Origin of the sequence: Microcystis sp. (assembly GCF_048564745.1) — a bacterium.
Classification (GTDB): Bacteria; Cyanobacteriota; Cyanobacteriia; order Cyanobacteriales; family Microcystaceae; genus Microcystis; species Microcystis ichthyoblabe_A.
The window spans coordinates 20,862-32,835 of sequence record NZ_JBLZRT010000007.1 but is presented as its reverse complement, the minus strand read 5'-3'; the positions used below and the strand labels follow the sequence as shown (position 1 = coordinate 32,835).

Sequence of the window (11,974 nt, the reverse complement as noted above, 5' to 3'; positions counted from 1 at the left end):
TCATTATGACCATTCAAGATCCGCGTATTCTTATTACCCTTCTCAATGACTTAATTGAAGAACTTAGATACTGGAAAATAACCGCCCGTGAGACGCTTGATCAAATGTCATGGCATCAAAGGCAAAGTGAAGAAAAAGTCAGTCAAGCTCTGTATCATGCTTCAATTATTCAAGATCAGGCTAAAAATGATCAAAAATTAGTTGATCAGGCTAATGATGAAGTTGCTCAATTGTTGTCTAATTGTTATCAAGTTTTAGAAAAAGCTCAACAAAATTTGGCAGCAGCTCAAAATACCCAAAATCAGGCGCAATCAACCCTAAATGATTGGGAATATCAGTTAGGTATTGCAATTGACTGGTTAAGACGGGCAGAAGCCCGATTAGAACTTGCCATAAACGAAAGAGAGCAAGCAGAATTTATTTTAAGCAGTGCAGAATCTGAATTACAAAGCGCACAATCCGCCCTTACCAGTTGCCAAAATTCAGGCTATACTGACAAGGATGGACAATATCATGCGCCCAATTGTTCTGGTCAGCAAGCTAGGGTTAGTCAAGCCCAAAAAAAGGTTCAGGCTGCGATTGCTCGCTTAAATAAAGCCATTGAAGAAGAAAAAGCAGCAAGAGAAGAAGTCGCACGAGCGCAAGCTAGGGTGAATTGTTGTCGAAATGCCGTCGGATATGCCCAAAAAGCCGTCTATCAGGCGAATATTACTTTAAATTATGCCCATAATGCCCTGAGTTTTGCCGAACGTAGTTTAGAAAATGCGAATGCAGCTAGACGGGAAGTTGATAGAGCGCAATTAGAGGCAAGCAATGAGCAGGAAATGGCAGATTTAATGTCTTTAGCCGTAAATAATGCCCGCAATTTCACCGAAGAAGCCCGAAATGATTTCAAAGGAGCGGAAAAGCAAGGAAACTCCGCTCAATGTTTAGAAATTGGGGTAACAAGAGAAATAGAATATCGAGTAGAAAGTCTGATTGAATTCAACCGTCCTTTTCAATTTTAGTGATTTTTGGAGGATAAAAAATGATGGAAGATATTGTTTGGAAGATGCAGCAGCGATCTCGCACTCTGCAAGACTATCGTAAAGATATTCGAGGCCTATGGCAAGATGAGGCTGCCAAAACTCTTAACCGTCGTTATCTTGACCCCCATGAAGATGACGATCAGAAAATGATAGAATTTTTGCAAAAACAGGTACAAGGCTTAGAAAAAACCAATGAGGAGTTGGTTAAAGCCAAAGATTATGCTTTAGAGGCTGAACGCTATTCCCAACAAGTTGAACATTTCTTAGAACGAGAAAAACAGGAAGTTAAACAAGCTTATTATTCTTATGATCGATCTATCGAATATTACGGCTTAACTCAAGCAGAATTACCTAATATTCACAGATTAATTCAACAAGCTAATCGCAGTTGTAACTAAAAAAGATATTTATATTACGAAATTTTATTAAAATAAATGTTTGATAAATATCTATCTTAGACAGAAAAAAAGATGAATAACTAAGAGAATAAAAACAATGTTAAGTTACCAGAATATCAAAACTATTTTTTCTCAGAAATCATTTTTAGCTATTGCAGCTGAAACCTATGAAAGCTATAAAACAGAAACAGGTGGCATTTTTTTAGGAATTAGAAACCCTAATAAATGGTATATTTTAGAAACCTTAGATTCGGGTCTAAATCCTATCTTTCGCCCCGGCTATTTTGAGTATGATAATGCTTATATCAAACACCTGTCTAACAAAATTGCCAGATTTTATCGAGAACCCATAGAAGTTCTTGGACTATGGCATAGACATCCGGGCAGTTTTGATTACTTTTCCTTAACTGATGATACAATTAATAAAAAATATGCTTCTCAACATTCTGAGGGAGCTATTTCTGCTTTAGTTAATTTTGACCCATTTTTTCGATTGACTATGTATCACGTTTCCCTCCCTTCTCAATCTGATTCACGACCCGAATATACTAAGCTTTCTATAGAAATTGGAGATCAATTAATTCCCAAAAATTTGCTAACTATTAAATCTTTATCTGATTATTTATCAATAGTTAATGATTAATTTTCTTCAATCTAGTTACACAAGTATTAACTTTTTTCATACTTAACTTAATTGACGGTGAATAGATTATCAGGCTATAATCCTAAAAAGTGAAATTTCAGACTATGCCTAATCTCAATACCAGTGCTAACGTCAAAAAAAGAATTCTGATCTTCTTAGAAAGACTATTAACTCATGTTAATAAGGAATCAGCAGATCATCAGTATTGGTCGAATCACCTATCTTTCAGGTGGCTTGCAGAAGGTGCATCACATCCTAAGCTAATTATCAATACAACTTTAAAAATATTAACAGATTTTTGTCATGGAATTACTAAGCAAAAGTTAGGGGCTGCCATTACTGTTGAACAGATGAGAAATGACCTTAAGGTTTTACAAGAATGGGAAATACTAACAGATAATAGATACAAACAAGCTAAAGGCGCAGCAAATTTGCACTTTACCCTAAATCTTTGGCATTCATCAACAGAAGAAAATTTGAAAAAATTTGAAGAAGAATGGGATAAGCGTAAATCTCCTAATCTTCAAAACTCATCAATTAAACCAGAAATAAATTATGATAATTTCGGATTAATTCCTGATATTTCTCAGATTTATGGTAGAGAAAAAGAACTAGAATTATTAAAACAAAAGTTTTTTCAAAATAGTCCCCCGTGTAAAATTATCGGAATTTTCGGAATAGCAGGAATCGGAAAAACATCTCTTGTCTGTAAACTGATTGAGCAAATTCAAGAGGAATTTCCTCGTGTTATTTATTGGTCTTTTTTGAATCCTCCTTTACCCCTAGAATTTCTTGAAAATACCAGTAATATTATTTCACAGAATATTAGTTTTAAGACAGAAGATAAATTTAAAATAAAACTGATAAAATTTATCAAGATACTAGCCAAATATCGTTGTTTATTATTTTTAGATAATATTGATGCGATTATTGAGCATGAAAACTATCGAGAATATAGCGAAATTTTACAAGCAATTGGTCAGTCAAAGCACAATAGCTGTTTAATTATAACCAGTCGAAAAATTCCTCAAAAACTTGAATCGTTAGTGGGAAATAAAACTTCAACTTATTTCCGAGAGTTACAAGGACTTGACTATCAAACTGGACGACAAATTTTGGGAGATATTGACACCTTTCATGGTTCAGAGGATGAATGGCAATTTTTAATTCAACAAGTCTGTCACGGCAATCCTTTATTCATCAAATCTATCGCTCATCATATTCAACGAGTTCATCATAATAATCTCTCGGATTTTCTTTTAAAAGGGAATCTTCTGATAGAAAAAGTCGAGTCTATTTTAAATTCTTACTTTCAGCAACTATCTAATTTAGAAAAAGCGATTATTTTTGAGTTAGCGATTAATCGAAATCCAGTTTCTTTGTCGGAACTAGAACATAATATTATCATTGAACCTGACGGTAAAAGTATCCAAGAAGGGATCAGATCATTATCTAGCAAAATTCTGTTAGATAAAAAAGATGACTACTTTACCATACATCCTCTACTGATTGAATATTTCACTCAAAAAATTATTACCATAGCAACCGAAGAAATCAAAACTCAAAAATTCCAATTATTAAGAAGTAACTCCTTGACTAAAACTACTGTTCCTGATTATCTAAGAAAGATTCAAATTAATGTTATTTTACACCCAATAATCAATAACTTAATTCATAACTTTCAAGAAAATAATCTAGAAAGCAAACTAATTGATTGTTTAAAGACATTAAAACATCAACCTTCTGGACAAATTGGGGGCATTGCTGGCAATATTATCAACTTACTTAATATACTGAAAAATGGTCACTTAATCGGCTACGATTTTTCTCATATCTCTATTCGACAAGTCGATTTCTCAAACATTAGACTCAACCAAGTAGATTTTTCCTATTCACAGTTTTTTGACTGTATTTTTCCTCAAACTTGTGGCAGTATTTTATCAATTTCTTGCAGTCAGTTTAATCGCTCTTTTCCAAGAGAAGAGCTTTTAGCAACTGGTGACAGTCATGGGATGATTTACCTCTGGAAAGTCAAACAAGATGGAAAATTAGAATTAAGCAAAAGTTTTCCTGCTCACGGAAGTTGGGTGTGGTCAGTAGCCTTAAATTCTGAGGGACAGTTACTAGCAAGTGGGGGACAAGACGGAATTGTTAAAATTTGGTCTATTACAACAGATATATCTATAAATTGTCATTCTTTGCCCCACCCTTCTCAAAAACATTATGCTCCTATTAGAGCCGTTACTTTTAGTGCTGATAGTCAGTTTTTAGCCACAGGAAGTGAGGACAAAACCATCAAAATATGGTCAGTTGAAACAGGAGAATGTCTCCACACCCTTGAAGGACATCAAGAACGAGTAGGTGGTGTTACCTTTAGTCCAAATGGTCAACTTTTAGCCAGTGGGAGCGCTGATAAAACCATCAAAATATGGTCAGTTGACACGGGAGAATGTCTCCATACTCTTACAGGACACCAAGATTGGGTTTGGCAAGTTGCCTTTAGTTCCGATGGTCAACTTCTAGCCAGTGGAAGTGGCGATAAAACCATTAAAATATGGTCTCTTATAGAAGGAAAATATCAAAATATTGATACTTTAACAGGACACGAAAGCTGGATTTGGTCAGTTGCTTTTAGTCCGGACGGTCAATATATAGCCAGTGGGAGTGAAGATTTTACACTGCGATTATGGTCAGTAAAAACCAGAGAATGTCTTCAATGTTTTAGGGGATATGGCAATCGATTATCATCAATTACTTTCAGTCCCGATAGTCAATATATTTTGAGTGATTCTATAGATCGATCGATCCGATTATGGTCTATCAAAAACCATAAATGTCTTCAACAGATTAATGGTCATACTGACTGGATCTGTTCAGTAGCTTTTAGTCCCGATGGAAAAACATTGATAAGTGGAAGTGGAGATCAAACGATTAGATTATGGTCAGGGGAAAGTGGCAAAGTAATTAAAATTTTACAAGAAAAAGATTATTGGGTTTTATTGCATCAAGTCGCAGTTAGTGCGAATGGTCAACTGATTGCTAGTACCAGTCACGATAACACCATCAAACTTTGGGATATTAGGACAGATGAAAAGTACACTTTTTCCCCAGAACATCAAAAGCGCGTATGGTCGATCGCTTTTAGTCCTAATAGTCAAATGCTGGTAAGTGGTAGTGGAGATAATTCTGTTAAGCTTTGGTCAGTTCCGAGAGGATTTTGTCTTAAAACTTTTGAGGAACATCAGGCCTGGGTATTATCAGTAAATTTTAGTCTTGATGGAAAATTAATAGCAACTGGTAGTGAAGATCGAACTATTAAACTCTGGTCTATTGAAGATGATATGACTCAATCTTTGCGGACTTTTAAAGGTCATCAAGGAAGAATTTGGTCTGTTGTCTTTAGTCCTGACGGTCAGCTATTAGCCAGTTCAAGTGATGATCAAACGGTCAAAGTTTGGCAAGTCAAAGATGGTAGATTAATTAATAGTTTTGAAGGTCATAAGTCTTGGGTATGGTCAGTAGCTTTTAGTCCCGATGGGAAGTTACTAGCAAGTGGGGGGGATGACGCAACAATCCGAATTTGGGATGTTGAAACAGGTGAACTTCATCAACTCCTGTGTGAACATACTAAAAGTGTCAGGTCAGTCTGTTTTAGTCCCAACGGTAAGACATTGGCCAGCGCAGGTGAAGACGAGACGATTAAACTTTGGAACCTAAAAACAGGAGAGTGTCAGAACACTTTACGCTCTCCTAGACTTTATGAACAAACAAATATTAAGGGAGTAGAAGGGTTGAATTATGAAACGAGCAACACCATGAAAATTTTAGGAGCTTTTCTGTCACGTTGAAGAGAGGATAGAAGTTAGTCAAGGGAGTCTCAATGAGAGGTAATCCCGATCTGAAAATCCCTAAAACCCCACATCCCACTTCATAATTCATCATTCATAATTCATCATTCCCATGTAGTCTTAACGGGTTACTCCATCCACCACCGGACGGACATCGCTGCCCTCAAAATAGCCGGGGTTGCCTGTCCAGTTGAAATCCGACACGCGGATGTTGAGTATTCCCAACTGCAGCACTGGGTTATAGCGCAAAATTAAACTATAGGTGCGACGACTCCATTCGAGAAAATATTCTGTACTGATTTCCTTAGCTTGATCGATACTATAAATACTCTGGAAACCCACGCGGATCGGACCATATACCTGTTGAGTTATACCATAGGACATTGTTTGTTGATCAACAAAGCGATCAAAGAAAAAGGGTGATTGTCCGTTAACTAAACCCTGACTAAAACTAATATTAAACCCGGTATAGTCGAAAAAATTGCGGGAAAAACGCCCAAACTGTCCTAATAATCCCACGGTTCCCGTGACGGAATTTTGCGTCTCTCCATTGGTGTAATAACCGGTGACACCAGTGACACCAGTGACAATAGCAATATAGGGTTGAACGGGAAGAGGAGAAAATCTTAACCCTTGGTCGGGGGTCGGTGGTAAAGTAAGGGCAGACCAGAGTAAAAAACTGCGATTGAGGGAGACAGCACCCTGAAAACGGCTTAAATTAGTCACATTATCCGTTGCATTGGCAGCTAAGAGATCACTGCGATCAGTGGGTGCGTTAACATTCTGAACAGAAGCTTGATAACTGAGTCTAATATCCGTATTCGGGACGACAATCACCGGTGAGGTCAAAATTGCCCCAAAACTGCTATTAACCGTCTGAAAACCCAAAGAACCGTTAAAGAGACGCTCGCGATAATTGTACTCCACATTGAGCAGATAGGGATCCTGCAACTGTCCGATCGTCTGTTGAAAGCGAATCTTAGAACGAACACTATTTTCGATCTGTTCCAAATCTAAATTAGAAAAAGAAGCTGTCGCTTGCAAAAACGAGCGCTCACCGAAATTAGTGGCAAAATTGCCCAATAAACCAAAAGCTTTCGGACTAAGGGGCGAAACTTCGCCACCTCCGGGGTTAGCTGAGGGAAAAGCATCGGGATTAAGGACTTTTTGAATTAAATATTGCGGTGTCAACTCAAAAATAGTCTTCGGTGTCTCCAGCAAAGTCAGGGGACTTTCTACGAAAAATCCGCCCCGATCCTCCCCATCATAGCCCGGGGCAATTAAAAAAGGACGACGACGACGGCGATCGAACGTAAGACTATTAATAAAAGTGGGTGCCACTAACCGTTGATCGAAAACCAACTGGGAATTACTCATCCGTAACTCATCGGTAAAGGGGCCGGTACTGCGAAAAGTGGCGGAATTAGCCCGAACTTCCAACTCAGGGGGGGAAAAAGGGTCATTAGTCAAACGCACATTAGTGGCATTCCACACCTTACCATCAAAATTCAAGCGTTCGGCCTGAAAACGGACACGATTAATCGTTCCCCCCGATGGACTACTAATATTCTGTCGATCGCGTCGACTGGGATCCTGTCCCCCGACGACAAATTGAAAACCCTCTCCCGTGGTGATTCTCTGCAAGGGTTGATTTAATGCCAAACGATCGGTTAGGGTTCCAAAAGAACCACCGGCCCCCACATCCGTGGGCAGCGTTTGTCCTAAATCCCTAGCGGTGCTGGGTTGAAAAATCTCCCCATTAGCATTAAATACCACACCGCTATCCTGGACGAAATAATACTCAAAGCGATCGCCGCGCAGGATTTGATCTCCCCGGGTTAGGATCACCTGGCCCTCCGCTACCGCTAACTTTTCGGGAAGATTAATCTGTAAGCGATCGGCCGTTAGTACACTTTGGGCAAAACGTAGGGTGACATTACCCCTAGCGGTGATAATCTGCCGATTTTGGTCAAATTCCTGCTCATCGGCCACTAATTCTAGGGGCTTTTCCCCTTCTGGATTAACTGCATCGGTCTGAGCTAGGCTGTTATTGAGGGAAATCAAGTATTCTTGGCTGGTTTTTTCGCCTTTTTTCCGCACTAATAGCCGAGTTGAGCCATTTTTCTGGTTAAGAGCTTTTTGATTTAATCCTGAAACTATCTCGGTTTCGGGATGAATGGTGACACCAACGGCTGCGGGGGGTGGAGAATTCTGGACAGAAAGGGGTTTTCCTAAAGCTGCCGCATCACCCCCACTGCTAGGTAAAGGTTCTAAGGGAATACCCTGATCGGGAACCAAGGGTTTTACCTCGACGGTTTCCGGGGGTGGAGTGACGGTGAGGGGAATAGAAACGCTCTCTTCTGAAGGCTTTTTTGCCTCTAGAGGTGCTGGGGTGACAGGGAGAGGAATTACAGACGCAGGAATATTTTCAGCAACTTGGCGCTCCTCCGTTTCCGGTTCAGCTACAGTATTAATCAGGGCAGGTGGTTCAACAGCTAAGAAAAAAAAAGACATGACTGCACGAGTCGGCGATCAAAATAGAGGACGAGCGAACCTCAATGATACTACCATGATCATTATTTCTAGGGAGACAGGGAAAGTTTAATAACTTGTTCCCTGTGCCTCTACCCTAGAACCAGTTTGTTAATTGTCTTCTACTCAAAGTCTTTGCGTCCGGGGTTACGGGTAGGATCGCCAGAAAGGAAGCCAAAGATAAAAAGTAAGACAAAGAAGGAAACAACGATATAAACGGCGATTTTTAGGGTTAACATTACTAAGACGTTCTCCTTAGACTAGATTAATTCAATAACAGGGGTGAGCATACCTTGACCTACTTTACCCTATTTGAGTGATCCCTGAACAGAGAAAAGCGATCGGTCTTCAGTTATCAGTTATCAGTTATCAGTTATCAGTGAGCAGTTATCAGTGAGCGGTGAGCAGATGTGAGTTTTGGCTCTTCTAGGTTCTGTGTGATAAGTTTAACTTACAGAGGATTGATCGATCTTTGTGTCCTTTGTGTCTCTGTGGTTCGTTCCACTCACTGCCCCAAGACTGTATCTTAGAATACATTTTACCCACCAAACCTGGGAGAGCCGAGTTTTTAGTTTACTGATTACTGGGTACTGATCACTGAAAATACAACTAAATAGCCTATTTTTAGCCAATTTATGAATAATATCGGTAAATTATATGTGGTGGGAACGCCGATCGGCAATTTAGACGATCTGACTTTCCGATCCCTGGCAACTCTCAAAAAAGTTGCTCTAATTGCTGCCGAAGATACCAGACACACGGGCAAATTATTACAGCATTTTGATATTCCAACCCCTCAAATTAGTTACCACGAACATAATCGCCTTTCCCGTCTCGATCAGTTATTAAATATTCTCAGCCAAGGTCAGGATATCGCCTTGGTTACTGATGCGGGAATGCCGGGGATTTCTGACCCGGGTTATGAGTTAATTAAAGCTTGTATAGAAGCTCAGATCGAAGTGGTTCCCATCCCCGGAGTAACCGCGGTAATTACCGCTTTAGCGGTGTCGGGATTACCCACGGAAAGATTCTGTTTTGAAGGATTTCTTCCGGGTAAGGAAAAGCTGAGACAAGAGCGCTTAGAGGGTTTAAAAACTGAAACGAGAACGATGGTTTTTTATGAAGCACCCCACAAACTTATTAAGACTTTGGAGGATTTACGCGAAACTTTCGGATCAACGAGAAAGATAGTTTTAGGTCGGGAATTAACCAAGCTTTACGAAGAAATTTGGCGAGGAACTATCGCCGAGGCGATTAATTTATATCGGGAGAAAAAAACTCCTAAAGGGGAATTTACAATCGTAGTTATGGGCAAAGATCAGTCCGATAATATCCAATTATCCGAGGAGGAATTAAAACGGGAATTAAAACAAATTATAGAACGGGGAGTTAGTCGATCGCAAGCCAGCAGACAATTAGCACAGGTTACTAATTTATCCCGCAGTCGTTTATACAAATTGGCCCTAGAAATTTGATGATTATCAATTTTTATTCCCACCGCTAACCCTTGATTATTTAGCCGATTGAATTAACAAAATTCCCCCAGCAGTTAATCCTAAAATATTGGGCAACCAAGCGGCCATCAAGGGGGTTAAAACTCCGCCAATGCCTAAGGAACTGGTGACAAAAGATAGGAGATAATAGGAGAAAATTAGGACAATACAAATACCGAAACTGGTGGCTTTATTAGAATTTTGGGGACGTAATCCCAAGGCTGCCCCAATCATCCCAAAAACTAAACAAACAAAGGGTAAAGATATTTTCTGCTCGATTTGAACCTGTAATTTTCTAATTTTGGTGGGATTGCCGCTTAATTGCAGTATTTTTAGGTATTCCTGCGCTTGTCTCAGGGTCATTTCCGAACCATCTCGCGCCCGAAAAGCTAAATCTAAAGGGGTACGCGGTAGGGCTAATTGTTGATGTTGAAAGCGGACAATATTACGATAGGAACCCTTAGGATCAATTAGATAAATTGTGCCGTTATAAAAATCCCAGATATTTTTTTCAATATTCCAAGAAGCTGATTCTGAGGTAATAATTTGATTAACTTCCGGTTGGGTACGATCGAGAATAGTTAAACCTAACATTTCTTGACCGTTAAATCTTTCGGCATAAAATAACCTTCTTAATACCGTTTGGGGTTCCCCTCCATTCGGTGGCCGCACTTTGCCGTATTCAGGATAAATAATATTATCTTCAATAAAAGATTTGCGATTTGGTCGTAGGGCTTTGGTCATGGTAGCATTAGCTTCATAACTGGCAGCTGGAGCCACATAATCGTTAAAAACGTAGGTTAATCCCGTCACTATTAAACTTAGCACAATGGCCGGAATTATTAGGCGATAAACACTAATTCCAATACTTTTCAAAGCAATTAATTCGCTATCACTGGCTAAACGACTGTAGGCCATTAAAGCCGCTAAAAGTATCGACATGGGAAAGGCTAAAACGATAAACTCTGGCATTTTTAATAAGAGAATTTTTAGGGCCAAAGTAAAAGGTAAACCCGATTCGGTAATCCGTCGCACTAAATCAAATAAAGTGCCGATCGCCACTCCCAAAGAAGTGAATAAACCCATACCAAATAGAAAGGGTAATAATAACTCGACAAAAATATAGCGGTCTAAGATGCTAAATCCGGGTATTCTACTTAAATTTCCTTGCCAATTGCCAACTTTCATGATATAATGCAGCGATTTTTTTATTAATAACAATTATCTGAAAAAATTATCACCCAAATAATACTGACGCACCAGAGGATTATTATAAAGTTCTTCGCCACTTCCCGCCGCTAAAATCTGCCCTTCGCGCATAATATAAGCCCGATTAGTGATAGCCAAAGTTTCTCGCACATTGTGATCGGTAATTAAAATTCCCATCTGACGATCCCTTAAACCGGCGATCATCGTTTGAATCTCGGACACAGCGATCGGATCCACCCCGGCGAAGGGTTCATCTAATAATAAAAATCTCGGTCCGTTGACTCCCACCGCTAAAGCGCGGGCTAATTCTGTCCTTCTTCTTTCTCCTCCAGAAACGTAAGCACCTTTAGTGCCAACAATCTTATCGAGGCGAAATTCTTTTAATAAATCATAGAGACGATTTGCCCGTTGGGAAAAGGGAACTCCCGACTGTTCTAGGGCTAACTGAATATTTTCTGATACAGTTAAATAACGAAAAATACTGGCCTGCTGCGTCAGATAGCCAATACCCAGACGCGCCCTTTGATTAAGAGGTAATTTGGTAATTTCTTTTTGATCGAGCCAAACGCGCCCCAGATTCGGTTTAATTAATCCCGTGGCGATATAAAAAGTTGTGGTTTTTCCCGCACCATTTGGTCCTAATAACCCGACAATTTCCCCCGGGGCAACAGTAATACTCACTCGGTTAACCACGAGCCTTTTACCGTAGGATTTATGGATATTTTCTAATACTAAAGTCATCTTTATCCGGTGTGGGGTGTGGGGTGTGGGCTTCGGCCGTGAGCTCAGCCGAACGGGTGTGGGATGTGGGCTTCGGCCGTGA

Annotated in this window: 9 protein-coding genes; 5 read left to right on the top strand and 4 right to left on the bottom strand. The window is 39.6% G+C overall.

The genetic code is table 11. The features are described from left to right. Positions 1–5 precede the first annotated feature (5 nt). The 4 genes from ACOCD9_RS00995 (at position 6) to ACOCD9_RS00980 (ending at position 5,917) form a co-directional block, all read left to right on the top strand. A complete protein-coding gene (locus ACOCD9_RS00995) occupies positions 6–1,007 on the top strand; it encodes a hypothetical protein (RefSeq protein ID WP_287699757.1) in 1,002 nt (333 codons plus the stop codon). Positions 1,008–1,030: 23 nt separating this feature from the next. Then, positions 1,031–1,426 (top strand): hypothetical protein, encoded by a 396-nt coding sequence (locus tag ACOCD9_RS00990; RefSeq protein ID WP_016516321.1) that lies wholly within the window; start codon positions 1,031–1,033, stop codon positions 1,424–1,426. A 97-nt stretch (positions 1,427–1,523) separates the two neighbouring features. Next, complete coding sequence (locus ACOCD9_RS00985; protein ID WP_287699758.1) at positions 1,524–2,069, top strand: Mov34/MPN/PAD-1 family protein; 546 nt, start codon at positions 1,524–1,526, stop codon at positions 2,067–2,069. 104 nt (positions 2,070–2,173) lie between these two features. Beyond that, on the top strand, positions 2,174–5,917 hold the full coding sequence (locus ACOCD9_RS00980) for an NB-ARC domain-containing protein (RefSeq protein WP_419546165.1): 3,744 nt from the start codon (positions 2,174–2,176) through the stop codon (positions 5,915–5,917). A gap of 120 nt (positions 5,918–6,037) precedes the next feature. On the opposite strand, the gene ACOCD9_RS00975 is transcribed toward ACOCD9_RS00980, so the two are convergent. Beyond that, complete coding sequence (locus tag ACOCD9_RS00975; protein ID WP_419546164.1) at positions 6,038–8,431, bottom strand: DUF3769 domain-containing protein; 2,394 nt, start codon at positions 8,429–8,431, stop codon at positions 6,038–6,040. Between the two features lie 140 nt (positions 8,432–8,571). After that, on the bottom strand, positions 8,572–8,688 hold the full coding sequence (locus ACOCD9_RS00970; RefSeq protein ID WP_002732356.1) for a photosystem II reaction center protein I: 117 nt from the start codon (positions 8,686–8,688) through the stop codon (positions 8,572–8,574). Between the two features lie 396 nt (positions 8,689–9,084). Here ACOCD9_RS00970 and rsmI point away from each other — a divergent pair, with 396 nt between their 5' ends. Further along, positions 9,085–9,924 (top strand): 16S rRNA (cytidine(1402)-2'-O)-methyltransferase, encoded by an 840-nt coding sequence (gene rsmI / locus ACOCD9_RS00965; protein ID WP_419546163.1) that lies wholly within the window; start codon positions 9,085–9,087, stop codon positions 9,922–9,924. Positions 9,925–9,960: 36 nt separating this feature from the next. Here rsmI and ACOCD9_RS00960 read toward each other — a convergent pair whose 3' ends face one another. Together ACOCD9_RS00960 and lptB are read right to left on the bottom strand one after the other, a co-directional pair. Next, entirely contained in the window at positions 9,961–11,130 is a 1,170-nt protein-coding gene (locus ACOCD9_RS00960) for an LptF/LptG family permease (RefSeq protein ID WP_287699762.1), read from the bottom strand. Between the two features lie 33 nt (positions 11,131–11,163). Continuing rightward, a complete protein-coding gene (gene lptB, locus ACOCD9_RS00955) occupies positions 11,164–11,892 on the bottom strand; it encodes an LPS export ABC transporter ATP-binding protein (protein ID WP_104397819.1) in 729 nt (242 codons plus the stop codon). Between the last annotated feature and the right edge of the window lie 82 nt (positions 11,893–11,974).

Excerpts from the sequence above, each read along its gene's own strand:
- ACOCD9_RS00995 (WP_287699757.1), top strand. The coding sequence starts at position 6 with ATGACCATTCAAGATCCGCGTATTCTTATTACCCTTCTCAATGACTTA.
- ACOCD9_RS00990 (WP_016516321.1), top strand. The coding sequence starts at position 1,031 with ATGGAAGATATTGTTTGGAAGATGCAGCAGCGATCTCGCACTCTGCAA.
- ACOCD9_RS00985 (WP_287699758.1), top strand. The coding sequence starts at position 1,524 with ATGTTAAGTTACCAGAATATCAAAACTATTTTTTCTCAGAAATCATTT.
- ACOCD9_RS00980 (WP_419546165.1), top strand. The coding sequence starts at position 2,174 with ATGCCTAATCTCAATACCAGTGCTAACGTCAAAAAAAGAATTCTGATC.
- ACOCD9_RS00975 (WP_419546164.1), bottom strand. The coding sequence starts at position 8,431 with ATGTCTTTTTTTTTCTTAGCTGTTGAACCACCTGCCCTGATTAATACT.
- ACOCD9_RS00970 (WP_002732356.1), bottom strand. The coding sequence starts at position 8,688 with ATGTTAACCCTAAAAATCGCCGTTTATATCGTTGTTTCCTTCTTTGTC.
- rsmI (WP_419546163.1), top strand. The coding sequence starts at position 9,085 with ATGAATAATATCGGTAAATTATATGTGGTGGGAACGCCGATCGGCAAT.
- ACOCD9_RS00960 (WP_287699762.1), bottom strand. The coding sequence starts at position 11,130 with ATGAAAGTTGGCAATTGGCAAGGAAATTTAAGTAGAATACCCGGATTT.
- lptB (WP_104397819.1), bottom strand. The coding sequence starts at position 11,892 with ATGACTTTAGTATTAGAAAATATCCATAAATCCTACGGTAAAAGGCTC.